The organism is Candidatus Ozemobacteraceae bacterium, from assembly GCA_035373905.1.
Classification (GTDB): Bacteria; Muiribacteriota; Ozemobacteria; order Ozemobacterales; family Ozemobacteraceae; genus MWAR01.
Genome location: DAOSOK010000014.1, coordinates 50331 through 70294, shown reverse-complemented (window position 1 = coordinate 70294; position 19964 = coordinate 50331). Strand labels below are relative to the sequence as shown.

The following is a 19964-nucleotide window of genomic DNA, read 5'->3' as shown; positions in this document are numbered from 1 at the left end:
CCTCGCGAAACGTATCCAGAGCCTGCCCAAGGGGCGAGAGCCGCTCGTATTTCAAACCTTCGACACGAACCGGGAACGAGAAACAGGCCTCTTTCAAGAGAATGGCATCGGAAACGGCTGCCGCGGAAAGGCGAAATTCTCGTCTCAGGAACTCGCCATGACGTGCCGATACACCGAAGGACAAACTATTTCAAGATCTCTGCATGGGAGGTCCTGCCCCGCATGAAGCTATTCAAGACGCTGCCTATACGCTCCGTCACGTTCTTCGTTTTCGTCCTGGCGGCTGCAATAACGTCCCTGGGGTGTTCCGACAGTACGAACGAGAGCGGTTCCACCGGCAACCCTCTCGGCGCCTACCAGCAGTCGGGCACCTCGACCTCCCTGCCGACCAACGGCCAGACCACCGGCGTGGGCGTGATCGACTCGCCGATCGTCAGCGTTCCGGGCGACGGGGAAAACACGGACCATACCAACGCCCCCCTCCTGAACAATTACCACCCCGGATGGCAGCAGGGGGACTGCTTCGGTTGCCACACCGACCAGAGCCGCATTCCCGACCACAGTTATGCCGACACCAGCCTCTGTTATCTGTGCCACGGCACGAACGGGCTTCCCGGCTTCGACGACAAGACGCCGCCCATCGTGAAGGGGATCGTCGCGAACACCACCCCGTACTCCGTCACCATCCGCTGGACCACCGACGAACCCTGCATCAGCCGCCTGATCGTCCGGACCAAGGAGGGAGACCGCCTCGAGTTTCCCGTCAGCACGGAATACGTGACCTCGCATAAGTATACGGTGAACGGGCTTCTCGCCAATACGACCTACTCGTACGAGATCATCGCGACCGACAAGAACCGGAACGTGACCAGCACGGCATCCATGGCAACGCTGAACTTTACGACGCTCGCGGCGACGACGACCACGACCACCACGACGGGCACGACGACCGGCTCGCCCTCCCAGGAGTTTTTCGGCGAGATCAAGGTCGAAGACATCAAGGAATTCACCGCCAAGATCAGCTGGACGACCAAAACGGCTTCCACCTGCACCCTCTATCGAAAATATACCATGGGCAATATCACCTCCCAGGAAACCCCGATCAAGTTCTCGACGCCCGCCACGACCTTCTCGGTCGAACCAAACTTCTCGTATACGAAAATGGATTACACCGTCTACGTGATCGCGAAGGATGCGGAAAATGTCGAATACACATCGAAGGAAGTGACATTCACCCTCAAGAAACCCTGACCTGCAGGGAAACCGCGACGGCCGGCAGAGGTGGTTCTGCCGGCCGTTCCGCATTCCTCCCGCCCGCAGGTTGAAATGGCCGGGAAAATCTGTTATAACCTCTGCTCATGACGCCTGAACGCACGTCAGAACGAAAGAGCAGAGGATGAATTTCCTCGAGAGGCTGATTGGCCCGCGAAAGTCGGAGGTTCCCTCCGAACTGTGGGAAAAATGCCCTTCATGCGGCGCGGTTCTCATCACCAAAGATCTCGCGCGCGCCCTGTACATCTGTTCGAAGTGCGATCAACACCTGCGCATGCCGATCTGGGACCGCATCGCCCTCCTGACGGACGGTTCCTCGTTCGTCGAGACCGATCGCGAGGTCGAATCCGTCGACCCCCTGTCGTTCGTCGATACCGCCCCCTATCCGGAGCGCCTGAAAAAGGCCTTCAAGAAAACCGACTCATTCGACGCCGTCACGATCGGCGAAGGCCGTCTCGACGGCCGTCCCGTCCTCCTCGGCGTCATGGATTTCGAATTCATGGGCGGAAGCATGGGATCGGTGGTCGGCGAGAAGATTACCAGACTTCTCGAAAGGGCCGCGCAGACGCGGATTCCCGCGATCGTCGTCTCGGCCTCGGGCGGGGCCCGCATGCAGGAAGGGATCTTCTCGCTGATGCAGATGGCGAAAACCTCCGCGGCCGTCGCACGCATGAACGCGGCGAACGTTCCCTACATTTCCATCCTCACCGACCCGACGACGGGCGGCGTTTCCGCGAGCTTCGCGAGCCTCGGCGACATCAACATCGCCGAGCCGGGCGCCCTGATCGGCTTTGCCGGCCCGCGCGTCATCGAACAGACGATCCGCCAGAAGCTGCCCGATGGATTCCAGCGTGCGGAATTTCTCCTCGCTCATGGGATGGTGGATATGGTCGTCCACAGGCGGACCTTGAAACAGACGATTTCCCGTTTCCTCAACATCGTTCTCGGCCCCGCGGAGGTGCAGCATGGCGCGTGACCTGGAATTCGAACGGCCGATCCTCGAACTCGAAAAACAGCTCATCGAACTGCAGGAAACCTCCGTTGGCGGGCATATCGACCTTTCGAAGGAAATCAATGCGATTGCCGACAAGATCCGTTCCGTTCGGGCCGAAATTTTCAAGGGCCTCGAACCGTGGCAGGTGACGCAGGTCGCCCGCCACATCGACAGGCCTTCGACGCTCGATTACGCGAAACTGCTCTGCGGCGACGAATTCGTCGAGATGCACGGCGACCGCCTGTTCGGCGACGATCCGGCGATCGTCGGAGGTCCGGCCCTCATCGGCGGCCATCGCGTCGTGCTGATCGGCCACCAGAAAGGCCATGACACCGACGAGAACCTGCATCGCAACTTCGGCATGCCGCATCCCGAGGGATATCGCAAGGCATTGCGGCTGATGAAGTTCGCCCAGCGGTTCAACCTGCCGGTCGTCGTCCTCATCGACACGCCCGGCGCGTTCCCCGGCATCGGCGCCGAAGAACGCGGCCAGAGCGAGGCGATCGCCCGGAATCTCGCCGAAATGTCCCAGATTTCGGTGCCCATCCTCTGCTTCGTCATCGGCGAGGGCGGAAGCGGCGGGGCGCTCGCGCTCGGGGTCGGCGACCGCGTGTTCATGCTCGAATACGCTATCTACTCGGTCATTTCGGCCGAAGGGTGCGCCGCGATTCTCTGGAAGGACGCGGCGAAGGCGAAGGATGCCGCCGCCGCCCTGAAAATTCGGTCTGAAAATCTTCTCGAATTGGGTATAATAGACGGCATACTCCCCGAACCCCTGGGAGGAGCGCACCGCGAACCGCAGGTCACGGCTGAGGCCATCCGCCGCGCCATCGACGAGCATCTTCCGCGGCTCTTGAAGATGTCGCCCGCCGAGCTGATCGAGAAGCGGTACGCCAAGTTCAGGGCCATGGGACAATTCCGTGTCGCACAGGACGCCATCGATGCCTGAGAAGAAAAAACGACAGCCCGCCGAGATCCCCGGCAAGACCGACGCCGAACCGAAGAAACGCGGCCGGCGCGGCGTCGCTCAGGAAACGCCGGTCGAGCTTCCCGTTCCTTCAAAACCCGAAGAGGAGGACGCCGAGGAACTGCCTCCGCCGCCCGAAGACGTCAACGAGCCCGATGTCGACGAAGAGGAAGAGCGGCAGTCCATTTTTGACGACTCGGTCAAACTCTATCTCCAGCGTCTCAGCAAACTCTCGCTCGCAACCCGGGAGGAGGAACTCGATTTCGCCGCCCGCGCGAAGGCGGGCGATCCCGAGGCGAAACAGGCGCTCGTCGAAGCCAACCTGCGGCTCGTCGTCAGCATCGCCAAAAAATACACGAATCGCGGCCTGCTGTTCCTCGATCTGATCCAGGAAGGCAATCTCGGTCTGCTGCGGTCCGTCGAAAAATTCAACTACGAGCTCGGCTACAAATTCTCGACCTACTCCACCTGGTGGATCCGACAGGCCATCACCCGCGCACTCGCCGAACAGTCGCGCGTCATCAGAATTCCCGTCTATATCATGGAGATCGTGAACAAGGTCCGCAAGACCACCCGCACGTTTTCCCAGGAACACGGCCGGGAGCCGACCATCGAGGAAATCTCGAAGTGCAGCGGCCTGCCGATCGAGAAAATCGAGGAAGTCATCAGGCAGACCCAGGAGCCCGTTTCGCTCGGGTTGACGGTCAGCAACAAGGAAGACAGCACTCTCGAAAACTTCATTCCCGACACGGACGCCGCGAGTCCCGAAGAAGCCGTCGTCGACACTCTCCTCAAGGAACAGATCGAAAACGTTCTCAGCTCCCTCTCCGACCGGGAGCGTCGGGTCATCCAGCTGCGGTTCGGCATCGATACGGGCGTTCCGCGCTCCCTGGAAGAGATCGGCCGCATCATGGACATCACGCGCGAGCGCGTCCGCCAGATCGAGGAGAAGGCCCTGAAAAAACTCAGGACCGCCGGCGCCCATCTCAAGGACTATTATAACCGCTGATATAAAACCTGCCGGCGCCGTTGCCGCCGACGGCGGCTGATCGGACGGCTCGCGCCGTCATTTCAGAATGTCGAAGGCGTCGTCGGGCAGCGTCCCCGCTTCCGCGGCCGAAGCCGTGCCCGTGTCGGGAACGTTCCCGGCCGCTTCCTCGAAGTCGAGGACCTCGGCCGCCGCAGATGCGTTGTTGAGGCCAAGGGCGGAAGCGACGCTCTGGGCGGTGCTCTTCTTCATGCCGTGTTTGAGGAACCCGTCGATGGCCCGGACGGAACGGTTGTTCGGATACAGGGCGAGAAACGTCTCGAGATACTGGCCGAGCAACCGCCGGTCGTCCGGGCTGATGCCGCCCTGGCTTCGCTTGAGTCGTTCGGTGAGGTCGGCGTCGCGGTTCTTGTCGATGCCCATGCAGGCAAGCACGCTTTCCCGGAAGCTCGTATTGAGAGGAAGCGACAGTTCGCGCACGTTGAAGGTGGGAACACCGATCATCGGCATGGTGACCCAGTTCCCGGGAAACGCCCGCTCGAACACTTTCGCGAATTCGCCGCTTCCGAACCGCCGCGCGAGCCGCGCGACCTCGACCGCCTCGGGAAGGAACCGGTAAAACTGCAGATGGATGTTCCAGAGGTCGAGTTCCGCCCGGAACGGGGGCAGGGAGGGGGCGCCGAGAAAGCCCAGGGGGTGCGACAACCGTTCCGCCACCAGACGGTCGCCGGCGAGGATCGCCATGGTGCGGGCCTCGTTGTTCATCAGCCATGCGGTGAACGGCGCCTCGGGAGAGGCCGGCGCCTGCTGCGCCAGCGCGGGAGCGGCGATACAGCTGCCTAAGAATACTGCGAGAAATAGAAATGAGCCGAGAGCCGCCCCTTTCATGGTTTCACCCCCGTCAGCCTGCAGGATGTCGAGGTTGATTCGCGGATCGTCCACAGCTCCCGCGTTACCGCGATCTCCTTGTTGGCGAATGCCAGTTCGTAGGAGACGGTCCAGTCCGCCTTCTCCGGACATCCGGTTTCGAGATTCATGACCATCGAGCCTTTGACCGACAGCGCCCGCCTCGTCACCCGGTCGGTTGGGAGCGTCACGTCGCCGGCGATGGCGATCGTCGCCTTCTTTTTCGACCCGTCGAGACCGCCCAGGGTCGTGGTCCAGCGGGCCGGGACGCTTTCCCTGCCGACCGTGACCGTTGCCGTCGTGGTCTGGGGTTTGCCCGTCTGCCAGTCGCCGTCGGCGAACGTCGCGAACAGCGGCAGCATCGGACCGGCTTCCCCCGGCGAGGCGATGATCGCCCCGTTCGGTCGCATATAACGGCGCAGCCGGCGATCGCCGCAGGAGATTTCCAGCACGTAGACGCCGTCGCGGAATGCCAGGACGGTGATTTCCAGCTTCGACGTCCGCTCCGCGGGATGTGACGTCCGGATATCGTTCGACCTTGCTTCGCCGGTGGAGCGTTGGACGACCTCGTAGGTGTAGGTCGACCCCGCTTTCAGCTTGTATTCGATCGGAACGGCCGGCGCCGGCCCGGCGAAAACGCAGAGAAGCCCTAGGACGACACAGATCCTCTTCATCACGACGTCAACCTCGCTTCCTCATCCTTGCGCCGGAGTGGCTTTTCGCCTTCCGCTGCGGCTCCCTCGCTGGCGTCTGCCCCGCCTGGCGGTCTCATTGCCGACGTCGGATGGCTTCTGGTCCAGCCGCGGGCGCGACGGTCCCGGTTCAGAGCCTCGGGCATCGGCCTCCTTCGCGGCCGGCCTGTCTCGCTTCTCTTCCCCGCCGCCACGGCCGGCACCGGTATCGACGGTGAAGGTCTCGAGATCGAGACCGTAGGTTGCCTGAAGCACGAGCTTGCGGCCGCACCGCTGCTCGAGCTCCTTCAGCCGGGACTCGCCCGGGCCGCGCAGGGCGTCGATCACCTGCTGATGCGCCCTGACGGTGATCGTCGGGGTTTCGAACCGAGCCGCCTCCTCCAGCACCTTCGTGCGGATGCGGTTCACCAGCGTCGTCAGCGAAAGGGTCATCCGCCGCCCGCCGCAACAGGGGCAGGGGCTTTTCAGGATCTCCTCGAGCGTGTGTGAGGTGCGCCGGCGGGTCATCTGCACGAGGCCCAGTTCGGAGAAGTCGAGGATGTGCGGCCGGTTCCGGTCGTTGCGCATGGCCTCGCGGAACGCCTTGAGAACCTTCGCGCGGTGCTTGGCATCGCTCATGTCGATGAAATCGATCACGATCATCCCGGCCAGGTTGCGGAGGCGGATCTGACGCGCGATCTCCTTTGCCGCCTCGAGATTGACCTTGAACGCCGTCTCCTCGAGGTCGATGCCCCCGGCGAAACGCCCCGAGTTGACGTCGATCGTGGAAAGCGCCTCGGTGCGCTCGATGATTAGCGATGCGCCCGATTCCATCACGATTTTCGGCTGGAGCGCGTTCTCGATCTCGCGGTCGATGCCGTAAGCCTCGAAGATCGGTGCGGTGCCTTTGTACATTTCGAGTCCCGCCCGCTGGAGCGGAGAGAGGAAGTCGCACATGTCGAGGATGTTGCGGTAGGCGTCCTCCGAGTCGATGATGCATCGGTCGACGTCGTCGTTGAAATACTCGCGCACGATCTTGAGCGGCAGGGGAATGTCGCGATGGAGCAGTGTCTTCGGGGGAGACGACTTGATCTTCCGTTCGACCTGCTCCCAGAGACGGAGCAGGAGCTTCAGATCGGCGGCGAGTTCCCGCTCTTCGAGGCCTTCGGCCGCCGTGCGGAAAATGATGCCCATTCCTTTGGGACAGATCTTCTTCGCGATCGCCCGAATGCGCTCCCGCTCGCTGTCCGGGCCGATGCGTCGCGAAATGCCGATGTGGTCGACGGTCGGGGTCAGCACCAGATACCGCCCGGGGAACGAGAGGTTCATCGTCGAACGGGGCCCTTTCGCCCCGGTGGGCTCCTTCAGGATCTGCAGGATGACCTCCTGCCCCACCTTGAGGAGTTGCTGGATCGGGGCGCGGAACACATCCTGCAGATCGTCGTCGTCGCCGCCCGTGTCGACGCCCGAGAGGGCGAGATACGCATCCTTCTGGATGCCGATGTCGACGAACGCCGACTGGGTGCCGGGAAGGATGTTTGAAACCCGTCCCTTGAAAATGCACCCTACGATCTTTTCGGAATCGGGGATCTCGTGGAACACCTCGACGACGTGACCGTCTTCGAGCAGCGCGGCTCTCGTTTCATACGGTCCGCTGTTTATGAGAATTCGCTTGGACAATCAATACTCCTTGAAATAGAAAAAGTGGTTGCGGCCGCCCGGTCATTCGATGAAGCAGATGCGCTCCACGCCGAGCAGCGCTTCCCGCGCATCGCCGAGATGCTCGACGAGCGCGGTGACGATCTTCGAAACGGACGGCTGCCCCTTGCCGCCCTGAGAAAATTCCGCGACGAGAGCGGGAACGCCGTCTTCCGACTCCTCGCGAATGGCCAGGAGCGCCGTGCCGATGACGTAGCGCTGTTCTTCCCTGCCGCGCCTGATGACGATCGGCGTGGCGGGATCGGAGAGAAATCCGCGGACGCGCGCCATGATGTCGGCTCCGTCGGCGGCGAACGGAAAACGGTAGCGGACCTTGTGATCCCCCGACAGCATCGGGGCGTTCATTGCGACCGGCTCGGCACGGGTGACCGCCATGCCGTCCGGCAGCAGGCCTGCGAAGGCTGCCGCAACCGCCCTGGGATCGACCGCCTCGCGCAGATACATGTCGAAAAACTCGCACCTGCTGGCGTGGCCGAGGGGGAGGGGAGGGCCGAAACTGCTCTTGGGCCGCGCATGACAGCCCTGTGAAAGGGCATACGGCAGCCCGGACCTGCGCAGTGCGCGCAGCAGTGATTCCATGACGTCGAGATGGGCGAGGTAGATCGAGTTTCCGTGGCGACGGTAATGGATACGGTACCGGTATTCCGGAAGCGGGTTGTTCTGGGTCATGGCAGTTGCACTCCGGCGAGGCCGGCCGCCTCGCGGTACTCGCGCACGAAATACTCGCGCGGGGTGCGGAAATCGACGAACTCCCACGGCAGCATTTCGGAGAGCGGTCGCTCGCGGGTATACGATGAGGGATCGATGCCGGTCTCGGCGAACGCCTCGCGCCATGCGTCGGCGCGGAAATGCTCGCTCCAGCCGTCAAACCGGCAGCCGCGCTTCCGGGCGGCTTTCAGAAGCGCGCCGATCCGCTCGTCCCCGCGCGCGAGAACGCCTTCGAGCTGGCAGAGATACGAGTCCCGCCACGAGAGGCGCGCACGGCTCTTCTTCATCGCATTGCAGATATGCCGGCGCTTCGCATCCAGCGTCTCCGTGTCGTTCTGGCCCGCCCACTGAAACGGCGTGAACGGCTTCGGGACGAAGCCGGAAAGGCTGATGTTGATGTCCTTTTTGATTTTCTCGCGTCGTGCCGTGTTTTCGATTTTTTCGACCAGCTCCGCGATCGCGGTGAGGTCGTCGTCGGTTTCGAACGGGAGGCCCATCATGAAATACAGCTTCATCACCCGGTAGCAGGACTCTCGGGTGGCGGCCACGACCTTGAGAATGTCCTCTTCCGTGATGTTTTTGCTGATGATGTCGCGCAGGCGCTGGCTTCCTGCCTCGGGCGCGAAGGTGAGGCCGCCCTTCTTCAGTTCGGGAACGGTCTCGAGCAGGGCGAGCGTCTTGTCGTTCATGCGAAGGGACGGCACCGAGAGTGTCTGGTCGGGAAACATGCGCTGCTTATCCAGCCCCGTGATCAGCTCGGACAGTGCCGTGTAATCGGACGTCGAAAGCGACACGAGGCCCAGCGACTCGTTGCCGGTGTTGGCCAGAAGACTCCGCCCGCAATCGATCAGGGCGGAAGCCGGCCGTTCCCGCTTCGGCCGGTAGAAGAAGCCGGCGTTGCAGAACCGGCAGCCCTGGATGCAGCCCCGGAAGATCTCGAGGGGCGCCCGGCTGTGAATCGCCTCGATGTGCGGAACCACCGGCGTCAGCGGCGGTCGCGACGCGCCGAATCCCTTGAAGACTCGGCGCTTCACCGGTTTCGGAAACGCCGGGACCCAGAAGCCCTCGAGTTCGGAGATTGCTGCGAGCACCTTCGGCCGGACCACGTGCTGGTTCTTCGACTGCTTGATCAGCTCGCAGAGTTCCGGGAGCGCCTCCTCGCCGTCGCCGATCAGGATCGCATCGAAGAAATCGGCGACCGGCAGGGGGTTCGAGGCCGAGGGACCGCCCGCGATGACGAACGTTCCGTCGGTGCGGTCGCGTCGGTCGACCGGTATGCCCCCGAGCTCGAGAAGGTTGACGACGTTCGTAAACGTCATCTCATACGGCAGGGTGATTCCCAGCACGTCGAACTCGGAAAGCGGCCGTTTCGTCTCGAGGGAATACAGCGGAAGTCCTTTCCGCCGCAGGAGGTCTTCGAAATCGACCCAGGGCGAAAAAACGCGCTCGCAGGCTATGTCGGGGATCTCATTCAATATTTCATATAATATTTTGATCGCGATATTCGACATGCCGAGTTCGTAGACGTCCGGAAACGCGAGGCATGCCCGCAGCGCCGCGCCGGGCTTGCCGGGCGCCTGGTTCATCTCGCCGCCGATGTAGCGCGACGGCTTCTCGACGCTCAGGAGGTCCCAATGGGTGATGCCGGGAATGCCGGTGGTCATGATCTGGTGCTCCTGGTCGGTGGAAGATTCTGCATGTTGGCGGTGATGGTGAAATCGAGTTCGCGTCCGTAAAACTCGAAATCGATCTCGATGGTGGAAGGAGGGACGCCCAGCTGTTTCGCGGCGTCGGCCTTGAGACGGTTCAACAGGTCGATCGCCTCGACGTCCGACAACGCAAGACGATCCTTGAGAATCTCCCGCTTCACGGCATCGACGGCGTCGGGCTCACCACCGGGGGGGCGCGGCCCGATCATGCCTGTCCGGGCTTTGGCGTGGATCACTGGTCCTTTTCCAGGAGCTTCTTTTCCACCTGGGCCGCCTTCTTCTGCGCGTAGACGTTGGTCGAATCGATGCCGAGCGCCGCGTTGTAGGCGGCCAGAGCCGAAGCATACTCCTTGCGGTAACTGTAGACGTCGCCCAGGTTGATGTAGGCATGAACGTGGTCGGGAGCGAGTTCGGTCGTGCGCTTGTACTGGAAGATGGCCTGATCGAGCTGGCCGCGCCGATGGTAGGCGACGCCGAGCTGGTAGTGGACGGTGGGGTTCTTGTCGTCGATACGTGCGGCGGATTCGAACTCCTTGAGCGAGGCATCGACCTGGTTTTCGAGCAGATACAGTTCGCCGAGGGCCAGGTGAACCTTGAGATCGCCGCGGTCGCGCATCTGGTAGGCGCGGAAATGCCTGATCGCTTCCTGGTTTTTGCCCTCCTGCTGGGCGAGCTTGCCGAGAGCGAAACGGGCTTTCAGGTGAAACTGGTTCGCCTGAATGCACCTGGTGAGGGCCGTTTGGGCATCGGCCTTGCGTCCGTTGTCGAGCAGGAAAATCGCGATGTTGTAATACGTCTCGTCATACGTAGGGTCGAGGCGCAGGGTTTGGGCCCATTCCCTTATCGCATCGTCGACCCGGCCCATCTTGTAATAGGCGAGTCCCAGGTTGTGATGCGCGTCGACGAGTTTCGGCTCGCGGGCCAGGGCGGCCTTGAGATACGTGACCGCCGTCGGATACTTTCCATACTGCCCGGCGAGAGTGCCGTACATGTAATCGTTTTTGACCTTATCATCGACTTCCGCGATGCGTTTGCCGGTCTTGACATTGGTCTTCGGAAGAAGCTGCGACAAGGGAGTGTTTTTGACTTCGTCGGTCATGTGCAGTTTGAAGCGCTGCTTCTCCTGCCGGTTGCCTTTTTTGCAGCCGCCGAGGGAAAAGGTGAGACCGACGGCCAGAGCGGCGCTCAGCCCGAGCCGGAATATCGAACGAATCAACGTGTGCCCCCTGAACTCTGAGTGTAGGAACCCTCCGGCCGTGTCGGTCGGAAGACTCATTGTATCATGGGGATGCCGACCTGCCAAGGCGTTTCCTGCCGGTCTTTACGCCGCTCTAGGACGACGATTCGATTGTTCCCGGAGTCGAGAACGTAGACGACGTCCGAGATCGCGACCAGATCCGCCGGATACCGGAAACGATCGGTTTCCGATACGCCCGGAAGACTGCTCAACAGTTTCCCGCCGGGAAGAAACACGCGCACTTCGTTCGTTCGCTCGTCGCAGACGTGGACGAGGCCGTCGGGATCGACGGCGACTCCCGTCGGACTTTTCAGGCCGGTCCTGATGTCGTTCAGGTAAGAACCGAGGCGGTCGAACACGCCGATGCGGGCGTTTCCCCGGTCACAGACGAAGATGCGGCCGGTGTCGTCGACGGCGACTTGGGTCGGTTCCTTGAATTTCTGGGAACTCCAGCCGAAGCCGCCCAGTTCGAACAGTTTGTTGCCTGAGGGGGTGAGCTTCAACACGCGGTCTTCTCTGCTGTCGACCAGCCAGATGTTGTTCTCGCCGTCGACCATGATGCCTCGCGGTTTATTTAACCGGGAGGCACGATCCCCTTCGCGAGGGTAGGTCGTCCCCCGGTAGTTTTTGTAGGCGTCGAACTCACAGATCCGATTGTTGTTCTGGTCGCTGACGTAAAAATTCGAAAACCCGCCCGGGGCGACGTCCCAAGGCTCGTCAAGACTGTCTTCCCGCTCTTCCGAAGAGTCGCCGAACGCAACGCCGAACCCGCCATACTGGGAAACGAACCTCCCGTCGGAGCTGAGCCGAACGATGCGGTCATTTCCTGTGTCCGCAATGTAGAGTTCTCTGGACGTCGCATCCCACCCCAGACCCATCGGCCTGATGAATTGACGTTCCCCTTTCCCCGAGCGTCCGATGACCAAGGTCGGCGCGAGGGAAACCGAAAAGACTTCGAGGATTCCCTTCCGCCCCGATACGAGATCCGTGGGAAGAGTTGCAACGTATCGCCCCGGCTCGCACCAGAACGGCCCCCAAAGTCGGTCGTTTTGCCTTTTCGTCTTCGATCGGCTTTGAATCGATACGCAACCGGCTCGGGGAACGTGAAAGATGAATCTGGTCGTGGTTGTCGCAACATCGATGGTTAGCGATGCTTCTTGTCGAGAAGCTGTTTCCGGTTGCTTCGCGCCGGACGTGGCCGCCGTTCCCGTCGCCGCCGCATTTGTTGCGGTCTTTGCAGACGTCTCTATACAAAAAACAGGGGGCGGGGCGGCGCCGAGCATGAAAAGGACGCCTGCCCACAGAATGCATGATCGGAAAATTGTAGCCGCCTTTGCCCGGCCTTTCGTGGCTATGTTCATATTGCGTCCCTTGTTCGTATCTCTCCTCGGAAAACGGGTAACTCCTTGATTCTGCAGCAAGAAGCAACCAGAATCGAGTAGGAGTTTATCGAATTAGTGATAAATAAGACAGAATAATAATAATGTTATTTGGTTCTTAGTAGATTGGAGAGGGCCAAAAGATTTTTCAGCGCGGCTGAGCCAAGCCGGTTTTGTTCGTCGCCGAGTTGATACACGCGCTTTTTTCTGACGGCGTCTATGTCCCCCCACCCTGGCCGCGAACTGATTCTGGAAATATCACCGATCGGGTAGGCGATGAAAATGACTTCCGGATTGCTTGTGATGATCTGAATGTCCGTGACGACCGGGTATCTGTTGGAGGAATCGCTGATGACGTTTTCACCGCCGGCGAGCTGGACGAGCTGTCCGATGAAGCTTTTTTCCGTGGCGGATTGAAGGGGAGCATCCCAGGTCTCGATATAGACCCTCGGTTTGGGATGAGCGTGTTTCGAGACAAGGCGGGATAATTGCCGTTCCCATGTGGCTGTGAATGCCGTGCCGCGATCGGGAGTTCCGAGTTCGTTCGAGAGACGAACGGCGGCGGAGGGAATGTCGGCCAGTTGATCGATTCCGATATTCACGTATCTCAGGGATAACTGGCGAAAGAGCAGTTCGTATCGTCTGTGGGCCCCGTTCAGATCGAGGATGGCCGTTGGCTTGAGCCTGACAAGCCGCTCCATGTTCAGTTCGACAGTCCCGATGCGGGGAATGAGCGAGGCATCGGCAGGAAGTGAGCAGGAATCCGAGACGCCGACGATCGAGCTTCCTCCTCCCAATTCCAGCAGAAATTCCGTTATTTCCGGTGCCAGTGAGACGATTCGCGACTCGCCGCAAAAACCGGGAACCGCGAGAAGAAGTCCCAGAACGAGGAGGCGGAGCGCAATTTTCATGGAATGACAAGGACTCATTACCGGTTTTTTTTCTTTCTGATCTGGAAAAAGTCTTTTCGCGATCGTTCATGTTCTGCCAGCGTGGTGGAGAATCGGTGGCCCTCCGCCGCGTCCGAGACGAAAAAAAGGTAATCGGTGACTGCCGGAGATGCCACTGCCGCCAGGGCGGACGCGCCGAAATTTGATATCGGCGTGGGCGGAAGGCCGTTGATCTGATAGGTGTTGAAAGGAGAGATAATTTTCAGGTCATCGAACGTAAGCCGCTCCTTATGCTCGGGGAGGGCGAACTGGACCGTTGCGCAGGATTCCAGGCGCATGCCGCTCCGAAGGCGATTCAGAAACACGGAGGCCACCAGCGGCCTCTCGGAGGCGAGTTTCGCCTCTCGCTCGACGATCGAAGCGAGGATGCAGGCTTCATACTTCGTCAGGCCCGAACTTGTTTTGGGCCCGGCGATAAGACGGTCGACCCTGTCGCGGGTCATGCGGAGCATCGTGGAGAGCACCTCCTCGACGTCGACGCCTTTGGAAAAGGCGTACGTTTCGGGAAAGGCCATGCCTTCCAGGGAAGGAAGAGTCCCCCAATCTCCGAAAAAGGCGTCCGAGATGCGCTTGGAGCGCGTCAATTCGAGAAACGCCGCCGAAGACGCTATACCGGCTTTTTCGATCAACTGGGATATCGCCGCCAGCGTTAAACCCTCGGGAATGGTGACGCGAACCAGCTCTTCCCGACCTTTGATCAGGGCTTTCAGGATGTCTTCGACGGATTCCGTGCCGTTGAAACTGTATTTTCCGGGTTTCAGCCGCGTATCGACACCGTAGAGAGAACTCAAAAAGCGGAAGACGAATGCGCTCCGGATGATGCCGCCGCTTTTCAGACGGGAAGCGATTTCCTTGGGAGCGTTGCCGGGTTTTATCTCGATGTCGATCGGGGCCGCATTCCGCGACGATGAGCCGCGGGACAGGGTTTGCTCGTGAAACCAGAGAAATCCTCCGGCCAGAAACCCTATTGCAGCGATTCCGAATAGAATCCCAAACGTCAGAAGCGAACGGAAAAGGGACATATGGCCTGCTGGACAATTCCGCTATTTCGATGCATTTTTGAACGTCAGAACGCAGTTGCGGCTGTTGTCGAGCACAAAAATCTCGCCGTTCGACGTGGAGACGATGCCCCGGGGATACAAAAACTGCCCTTTCTCGTTACCGAACTCCCCGATTTTCGAAAGAAGCTGTCCGTCGGGGGCGAGAATGGCGATCGGAACCTCGCCCATATCGAGAACGAGGAGATTTCCGCGGGAGTCGATGAAGATGTTGGACGGTCCCTTCAGATCTTCATACTCGCCTTTCTTCGTGTATTCCTTGATGAGTTCGCCGGTGAGGCTCATTTTGAGGATGCGTTTGCCGCCGTAATCGGTCACATACAGCGCGTCTTCCCGGGCGGTGATGGACGTGGGGAACACGAGGGCCGTCTTGCCGGTTCCTCCGATATTCCCGATGTGGTTTCCGAAGCCGTCAAACTTGACGATATCGGCCTGTTTGGACATTAGGACATAAATGTTGCCCTGCCTGTCGATGGCGACGTCGATGGGCGACTTCATCTTCTTGTCGACTTTCAGAAGAGGGGCGCCCGTCTTCGAGAACTTCACCAGCTTGTTTCCGCGCATGTCGCACACCCAGATGTCGCCGGTAAGGGGATTCACGCCGCAGCCGGCAATGCCGGATATCTTGAAGCCGCTCGTGCCATACTCGCCGAAGGCCAGTTTATAGGCACCGTTCTTCGGCGATACGACCTGGATTCTGTTGTTTCCGGAATCGGAAATGACCAGATCGCCGTCCGGGCTGAGATCCATGTCGGCGGGGCTGAGAAATTCCCCTCTCCCGGAGCCGGGTTTGCCGAATTCAGTAGAGAATCCATACTTGTCGGGCACGCATCCGGTCATCAAGCCCAAGGCGAGAAGTGATACGACGAGCGGTGTCAGCCGGTTCATGATTTTCATTATATGTATCCTCTGGGGCAATTGCAACCAAAGCCCCCGGTGATTGTTTTCTTGCAAATCTCTATGGAAGCAGTATACTTGGGTTAGGAGAAGATTTCTATGAAAAGAAAAGGCTTCACGCTCATCGAACTGATGATCGTCATCGCGATCATCGGAGTTCTGGCGGCCATCGCACTTCCTCATTTCAACAGGGTCCGCGAGCGAGCCCGGCAGAACAAGTGCTGGGAAAACTCATCCCTGCTCACCCGCATGACCGAGTTGTACAATACCGAACGCGGGGAATTTCCCGGAACGATCGATGATCTGAAACCTCTCCTCGTCGGGAATTCTCTCCCTGTCTGCCCCTCGGGGGGCACGTATCAATGGCTCCCCTCTACAGATGAGAAGAAGGTTCATTGCTATCCGAATCATGGATGTGCCAGCTCCACCTACGGCGGTTGATTCCATATCAGGCGTTCACTGCGGCCCCGGCTTTTTTTGAAGCCGGGGCTGTTTCGTGTTTGCGGCTCATGACCCGGGAGAGAGCAGGAGCTGCTCGTATCTCGAAAAAGCGTTCTTCAGGCCTGCATGGCCTTTCAGCGTTTCCTGCTCCAGACCGTTGATGAGAAATCTGACCCGGGCCTTCCGATCGAGTTCGGTCAGAGTGTTGACGACGGAATACAGCGTCAAGGTCTCTTCGATAGCTCCTCCGGGATGCATTTCCGCGAATTCTTTCGAAAAATCGACGTAAAAGGTGCCCTGGCTGTAGAAGAGCGATCGAAGCTGGGTGCCCCCCGGAATCAACGCACGCGATCCCTGCGAAAACGGGCCTTTGATGAGTTCTTTGACCAGATCCGTGGCCTGATTCAGAAGCATCTTCTGCTCGGGAATTTTCCGTACTTCCCTCACGAGATGCTCGCCGCCGCGTGCTCCGAAATACAGCGTCACGGCCATTCCTTCCCCTTCGGGGATGACTGTTTCGGCGCTCCCCGCCGAGGAACTCTCCGATCCTGATCTGGTTGCCGTCTGAGACGGATCCGGACTTCCGGACGTCCCCGTCAGGCTGGGCAGAACCTTGTCGACGAACAGGAAGTATCCCGATATCAGAAGCCCCATGAGAATCAAACCCATCAGGATGAAGAGAAAATTCTCGGGTTGATGCCGCTGACGCTTTTTGATGACTGGCTGCATTCCCGGCCTCCGTTTACGGATTCAGCTTGATGCTGTTGAAAAAGTCGACGATCCCATTGGCGATGGAACGCGCCGCGGCTTCCTGATATGCGCTGGTGCTAAGTTTCGGCCCTTCCGTGGGATTCGAGAGCATCCCCACTTCCACCAGCACGGCGGGGTAGACCATGAACCTGAGGGGAAGAAGCGGGAGGGGCCTGACGCCCCGATCCCGGGCCGAGAGGTGCTGGACGAGCCGATCGCGAATTTTTCCCGACAGGAAGCGCGCCAGATCGAAACGGGTCGATTTCGCCCAGTCTCCGTAGACCGTATGCGGGGAAATCTTTCCGCCGGACTCTCCTTCGAACGTGATGCCTGCGCTGTCGTAGCTGAAGCAGGCTGCTCCCTCGATCGTTTCGTCCGAAGAGCCTCCGACGTGAAGGGAAATGACCAGGTCGCCCCCGGCCTTGTTCGCCGCAGCGAGCCTGTCGGCGGGCGACATCGTCGTGTCCTGGGAACGCAGGAGGTAGGCGTTGAAACCCATCTGGCGTAGCGTCTGCCTGAGTTTCGCGGCGATGGAGAGCGTGATTTCCTTTTCCGGGGAGAGGCCGTTCGCGGTGACCCCCATATCCGAGCCGCCGTGGCCCGGATCGATGACGATTGCTCGCCCCGTGAACACCGTTCGCGTCAGCGTCTCGAGAGGAACGTCGATTTTGACGTTCTTTGCCGGTTCGCGCGCGGGAGGCTCTGCCTGGGCGGGCTCCGTCGTCCCGGGTTTTTCTGCTTTGACGGGCTCCGGGGGGAGCGACGGGGCCGCCGCGACCTGGCCGGATGCGGACGCCGGAATCGCAGCCGCTGCCGAAGCTGGTTTCGGCGGCACTTCGGTCGTTTCGCTTGCAGCCGCCAGTTTCTGTGAGGCGGAGGCCAGGATATCGGGGGGAGCCTTGAAGGACAGCACGATCCGGTACGGATTGGCAACCGTTTCGATGACCGGAGGGGATTCTCCGGAAACGGCGTCGAAATTCACGACGAGGCCTTTCCGGTCGGGGCCCGCGTGGAAGGTGACGCTCTTCAGGTCGCGACCTGCCGGATTCGACCGCTTCGTGGGGATGATGTTCCGGCAGCCGTTGATGCGAAGCTTGAGCTTGCCTTTCCCCAGATTTTCGGTCGTGAACTGCATCGGGCCGTCGAACTCCAGCACGACGCGGGTATGATCTTCACGAACCGAATGACGGACGGTTACGAGCGTCGAGACCTTCTCTTCCTCGACCGTCGGCTCCTCCGCCGGGGCGGTTGTCAGAACGACAGGGGGGGGCGGGGCCGCAGGCCGCTGCTGCGCCGGTTGCAAGGCGGGGGTTTCGTCGGCGGGGGTGTCCGGGCCGAGTTCATCCGATTCTTCTTCCTCTGTCGTCTCTTCGGGACTTTCGATCTTCACCTGCGGCGGTTTCGTCAGGAGAGGCTTCTGTGAGGCCTGCTGGGAAGCGAACGCATTGATGATCGATCTTGCCGGGACGATCACCTGCCCGTTCTCCAGGACCGGCGGCGAGGGAAGGGCGAACGGCTGTTCGTTGACCAGCGCATCGGTTTTGCCCACCGTCAGGCGCATCGTCCGGCCGCCGCGGGTCAGCACGAGGGTTTTCTGCATGGGAAACCATTGGTACGCGATTCCCTGCGATTCGGCGAACTCGCGGGCGTTGATGTAGCCCTTCGAGCGCTCGTTTTCCTGGGCGAACGAGGGCCCGGCCATGAACAGGACGACCGCCGCGCCCGCGGCAAGGGTATGGCGCCAGGAGCGCCGGAAACGGTTCGATATCATCGCCTTCTCTCGCTCATCTCGCGGTCGAGCTCGCGCTTCAGGTCTTTCTTCGCGATCGTTTCCCGCTTGTCATACTGGGCTTTGCCTTTGGCCAGGCCCAGCTCGACCTTGACGTTCCCTTTCTTGAAATACATCCGGAGCGGAATGAGGGTGTGTCCGGTGACTTTCAGTTTCTGTTGAAGCTTCAGGATCTCGCGCTTGTGCGCGAGCAGGCGCCTGCGGCGCAGTGGGGCATGATCGAGCCTGTTCGAGAAGGGGTTCGAGCCGATGTGGACTTCGTTCAGCCATAACTGGCCGTTCTCGGCCTCGGCATACCCGTCCTTGAGGTTGACCCGGCCTTCCCGGCAGGGGCGGAGCTCCGAGCCGACGAGGACGATGCCGACTTCGAGCTTGTCGAGAATGAAATACTCGTGGAACGCCCGTTTGTTGGCCGCTATCAGCTTGGTGCCGTCACCGCTCGCCGCTTTGGACTTCAATCAAATCACCCGCTTTCACGCCGCGTCCGTGATCCTGTCGGATCAATGCCCAGCACGATCGTGCGAACACCTTGGTCACCAGCAGATCTGCCGTCACCGTGTCGGGGTGCCGCCCGATGACCCGGCCGGTCTTCGGGTCGGTAATCGACTCGCCGGGCCGGAACGAACGCAGCTTCAATGTATATTCATCGGCAAGTGTCAGCCCGGATTCAAGCCCGATATCCAGAATCGCCAGTCCGCGCGAGCGGTCGATGACGGTGCCGGATGAGACCGGCTTCGCATCGCCGCGATCCTCGATCGAAGAAAGCCGTTGCTGGAAGACGGCATCGCCGGAAAAACGTCGCGTGGCCTCCCGAAGAATACGGGCCGCTTCTTTGTGCCAGCCAGCCTTCACGAGCCGGTCGGTCGCTTCTTCGACGAGGTCCCGATCCGTGTCCCGGTGCAGATCGAGCATGTCGACGTAGGTTTTCGCGCTGGCCTGGCGGTCGTTGCGGTCCCACAGAAGACGGGCGAGGAGTTTCTGGTAGTCGGGATTCGCGGGATACAGCCCGACTGCCTTCTTGATGCAGGCGACCGCGCCTTCCCAGTGGCCTTCCTTGAGAAGGTGTTTTCCCTCCTGGAACGACTCTTCGGCTTCCTCCTCGCGCTTCCGTGTTTGTTTCAACTGGCTGAGCGCCGGATACTCGTTCGTCTGGACGCTCAGCGCTTCGCGCCGCTCTCGGACGAGTTTCTGAAGTCTCAGCACTTCCTCCCAGTGGAAGTCGGCTTCGCGCAGTCGTCCCATTTCGCGATACACCTTGCCTAGCCAGTAATGGGCCTTCAAGAGGTTCGGTTCGCGCTTGAGCGCCTCCTGGAAACAACGCATCGCGTCGCTGAACCGTCCGGCGCGGTAATGCCGATAACCGTTCTCATACGCCGTGAGGGCGTTTTCGGAAATCGCCGCGGCCTCGTGGAGTCCGCGCGGCTCGAGAGGGTGTGCCGGTTCGACGGCGTCGGCGGCGCAGCACGCGGCGAAAAGGAGCAGGAACGCGAGATTCTTCGCGTGCGCCTCCCGTCGAGAGCCGGTCATGC

20 protein-coding genes are annotated in these 19964 nt (G+C 60.5%); 5 read left to right on the top strand and 15 right to left on the bottom strand.

Going from position 1 to position 19964, the window contains the following annotated elements; all coding sequences use genetic code 11:
* Positions 1-222 precede the first annotated feature (222 nt).
* The 4 genes from PLU72_08670 to PLU72_08655 all read left to right on the top strand — a co-directional run bounded on the left by PLU72_08670 (position 223) and on the right by PLU72_08655 (position 4242).
* On the top strand, positions 223-1251 hold the full coding sequence (locus PLU72_08670; GenBank protein ID HOT28252.1) for a fibronectin type III domain-containing protein: 1029 nt from the start codon (positions 223-225) through the stop codon (positions 1249-1251).
* 145 nt (positions 1252-1396) lie between these two features.
* Positions 1397-2248, top strand: a complete 852-nt coding sequence (gene accD, locus PLU72_08665) for an acetyl-CoA carboxylase, carboxyltransferase subunit beta (protein HOT28251.1) — start codon at positions 1397-1399, stop codon at positions 2246-2248.
* Positions 2238-3215 (top strand): acetyl-CoA carboxylase carboxyltransferase subunit alpha, encoded by a 978-nt coding sequence (locus PLU72_08660; protein ID HOT28250.1) that lies wholly within the window; start codon positions 2238-2240, stop codon positions 3213-3215. The genes accD and PLU72_08660 overlap by 11 nt, the downstream gene beginning before the upstream one ends.
* A complete protein-coding gene (locus tag PLU72_08655) occupies positions 3208-4242 on the top strand; it encodes a sigma-70 family RNA polymerase sigma factor (GenBank protein HOT28249.1) in 1035 nt (344 codons plus the stop codon). Before PLU72_08660 ends, PLU72_08655 begins: the two co-directional genes overlap by 8 nt.
* 57 nt (positions 4243-4299) lie before the next feature.
* Here the strand turns inward: PLU72_08655 and PLU72_08650 are convergent, their stop codons facing one another.
* The 11 genes from PLU72_08650 to PLU72_08600 all read right to left on the bottom strand — a co-directional run bounded on the left by PLU72_08650 (position 4300) and on the right by PLU72_08600 (position 15455).
* Positions 4300-5163 (bottom strand): hypothetical protein, encoded by an 864-nt coding sequence (locus PLU72_08650; protein ID HOT28248.1) that lies wholly within the window; start codon positions 5161-5163, stop codon positions 4300-4302.
* A complete protein-coding gene (locus PLU72_08645; protein ID HOT28247.1) occupies positions 5106-5801 on the bottom strand; it encodes a hypothetical protein in 696 nt (231 codons plus the stop codon). Before PLU72_08645 ends, PLU72_08650 begins: the two co-directional genes overlap by 58 nt.
* 21 nt (positions 5802-5822) lie before the next feature.
* Positions 5823-7478 (bottom strand): Rne/Rng family ribonuclease, encoded by a 1656-nt coding sequence (locus PLU72_08640; GenBank protein ID HOT28246.1) that lies wholly within the window; start codon positions 7476-7478, stop codon positions 5823-5825.
* Between the two features lie 42 nt (positions 7479-7520).
* Complete coding sequence (locus PLU72_08635) at positions 7521-8186, bottom strand: TIGR03936 family radical SAM-associated protein (protein ID HOT28245.1); 666 nt, start codon at positions 8184-8186, stop codon at positions 7521-7523.
* Positions 8183-9889, bottom strand: coding sequence for a radical SAM protein (locus PLU72_08630; GenBank protein ID HOT28244.1), 1707 nt, complete (start codon positions 9887-9889; stop codon positions 8183-8185). The genes PLU72_08635 and PLU72_08630 overlap by 4 nt, the downstream gene beginning before the upstream one ends.
* On the bottom strand, positions 9886-10170 hold the full coding sequence (locus PLU72_08625) for a hypothetical protein (protein HOT28243.1): 285 nt from the start codon (positions 10168-10170) through the stop codon (positions 9886-9888). Before PLU72_08625 ends, PLU72_08630 begins: the two co-directional genes overlap by 4 nt.
* Positions 10167-11150: a tetratricopeptide repeat protein gene (locus PLU72_08620; protein HOT28242.1), complete on the bottom strand. Its 984-nt coding sequence runs from the start codon at positions 11148-11150 to the stop codon at positions 10167-10169. The genes PLU72_08625 and PLU72_08620 overlap by 4 nt, the downstream gene beginning before the upstream one ends.
* 56 nt (positions 11151-11206) lie before the next feature.
* On the bottom strand, positions 11207-12049 hold the full coding sequence (locus PLU72_08615; protein ID HOT28241.1) for an NHL repeat-containing protein: 843 nt from the start codon (positions 12047-12049) through the stop codon (positions 11207-11209).
* Positions 12050-12657: 608 nt separating this feature from the next.
* Positions 12658-13461, bottom strand: coding sequence for a helical backbone metal receptor (locus tag PLU72_08610; protein ID HOT28240.1), 804 nt, complete (start codon positions 13459-13461; stop codon positions 12658-12660).
* A gap of 17 nt (positions 13462-13478) precedes the next feature.
* Positions 13479-14522 (bottom strand): endolytic transglycosylase MltG, encoded by a 1044-nt coding sequence (gene mltG / locus PLU72_08605; protein HOT28239.1) that lies wholly within the window; start codon positions 14520-14522, stop codon positions 13479-13481.
* Between the two features lie 21 nt (positions 14523-14543).
* The gene (locus tag PLU72_08600; protein HOT28238.1) at positions 14544-15455 is read right to left on the bottom strand and encodes an NHL repeat-containing protein; all 912 of its coding nucleotides are present in this window, start codon (positions 15453-15455) and stop codon (positions 14544-14546) included.
* A gap of 99 nt (positions 15456-15554) precedes the next feature.
* On the opposite strand from PLU72_08600, the gene PLU72_08595 reads away from it, so the two are divergent.
* Positions 15555-15896, top strand: a complete 342-nt coding sequence (locus PLU72_08595; GenBank protein ID HOT28237.1) for a prepilin-type N-terminal cleavage/methylation domain-containing protein — start codon at positions 15555-15557, stop codon at positions 15894-15896.
* Between the two features lie 66 nt (positions 15897-15962).
* Here PLU72_08595 and PLU72_08590 read toward each other — a convergent pair whose 3' ends face one another.
* From PLU72_08590 to PLU72_08575, 4 genes are read right to left on the bottom strand one after another with little or no spacing between them, the layout of a single operon-like run.
* Positions 15963-16625 (bottom strand): GerMN domain-containing protein, encoded by a 663-nt coding sequence (locus tag PLU72_08590; protein HOT28236.1) that lies wholly within the window; start codon positions 16623-16625, stop codon positions 15963-15965.
* Positions 16626-16638: 13 nt separating this feature from the next.
* Complete coding sequence (locus PLU72_08585; GenBank protein ID HOT28235.1) at positions 16639-18417, bottom strand: N-acetylmuramoyl-L-alanine amidase; 1779 nt, start codon at positions 18415-18417, stop codon at positions 16639-16641.
* Entirely contained in the window at positions 18414-18893 is a 480-nt protein-coding gene (smpB, locus tag PLU72_08580; GenBank protein HOT28234.1) for an SsrA-binding protein SmpB, read from the bottom strand. Before smpB ends, PLU72_08585 begins: the two co-directional genes overlap by 4 nt.
* Complete coding sequence (locus tag PLU72_08575; protein ID HOT28233.1) at positions 18868-19962, bottom strand: tetratricopeptide repeat protein; 1095 nt, start codon at positions 19960-19962, stop codon at positions 18868-18870. The genes smpB and PLU72_08575 overlap by 26 nt, the downstream gene beginning before the upstream one ends.
* Positions 19963-19964: the final 2 nt, after the last annotated feature.

What these genes read in the sequence shown, in the direction of transcription:
- PLU72_08585 (HOT28235.1), bottom strand. Translation starts at nt 18,417, where the DNA reads ATGATATCGAACCGTTTCCGGCGCTCCTGGCGCCATACCCTTGCCGCG.
- PLU72_08630 (HOT28244.1), bottom strand. Translation starts at nt 9,889, where the DNA reads ATGACCACCGGCATTCCCGGCATCACCCATTGGGACCTCCTGAGCGTC.
- PLU72_08615 (HOT28241.1), bottom strand. Translation starts at nt 12,049, where the DNA reads ATGGGTCTGGGGTGGGATGCGACGTCCAGAGAACTCTACATTGCGGAC.
- PLU72_08655 (HOT28249.1), top strand. Translation starts at nt 3,208, where the DNA reads ATGCCTGAGAAGAAAAAACGACAGCCCGCCGAGATCCCCGGCAAGACC.
- PLU72_08670 (HOT28252.1), top strand. Translation starts at nt 223, where the DNA reads ATGAAGCTATTCAAGACGCTGCCTATACGCTCCGTCACGTTCTTCGTT.
- accD (HOT28251.1), top strand. Translation starts at nt 1,397, where the DNA reads ATGAATTTCCTCGAGAGGCTGATTGGCCCGCGAAAGTCGGAGGTTCCC.
- PLU72_08600 (HOT28238.1), bottom strand. Translation starts at nt 15,455, where the DNA reads ATGAAAATCATGAACCGGCTGACACCGCTCGTCGTATCACTTCTCGCC.
- PLU72_08610 (HOT28240.1), bottom strand. Translation starts at nt 13,461, where the DNA reads ATGAAAATTGCGCTCCGCCTCCTCGTTCTGGGACTTCTTCTCGCGGTT.
- mltG (HOT28239.1), bottom strand. Translation starts at nt 14,522, where the DNA reads ATGTCCCTTTTCCGTTCGCTTCTGACGTTTGGGATTCTATTCGGAATC.
- PLU72_08575 (HOT28233.1), bottom strand. Translation starts at nt 19,962, where the DNA reads ATGACCGGCTCTCGACGGGAGGCGCACGCGAAGAATCTCGCGTTCCTG.
- PLU72_08590 (HOT28236.1), bottom strand. Translation starts at nt 16,625, where the DNA reads ATGCAGCCAGTCATCAAAAAGCGTCAGCGGCATCAACCCGAGAATTTT.
- PLU72_08595 (HOT28237.1), top strand. Translation starts at nt 15,555, where the DNA reads ATGAAAAGAAAAGGCTTCACGCTCATCGAACTGATGATCGTCATCGCG.
- PLU72_08660 (HOT28250.1), top strand. Translation starts at nt 2,238, where the DNA reads ATGGCGCGTGACCTGGAATTCGAACGGCCGATCCTCGAACTCGAAAAA.
- PLU72_08635 (HOT28245.1), bottom strand. Translation starts at nt 8,186, where the DNA reads ATGACCCAGAACAACCCGCTTCCGGAATACCGGTACCGTATCCATTAC.
- PLU72_08645 (HOT28247.1), bottom strand. Translation starts at nt 5,801, where the DNA reads ATGAAGAGGATCTGTGTCGTCCTAGGGCTTCTCTGCGTTTTCGCCGGG.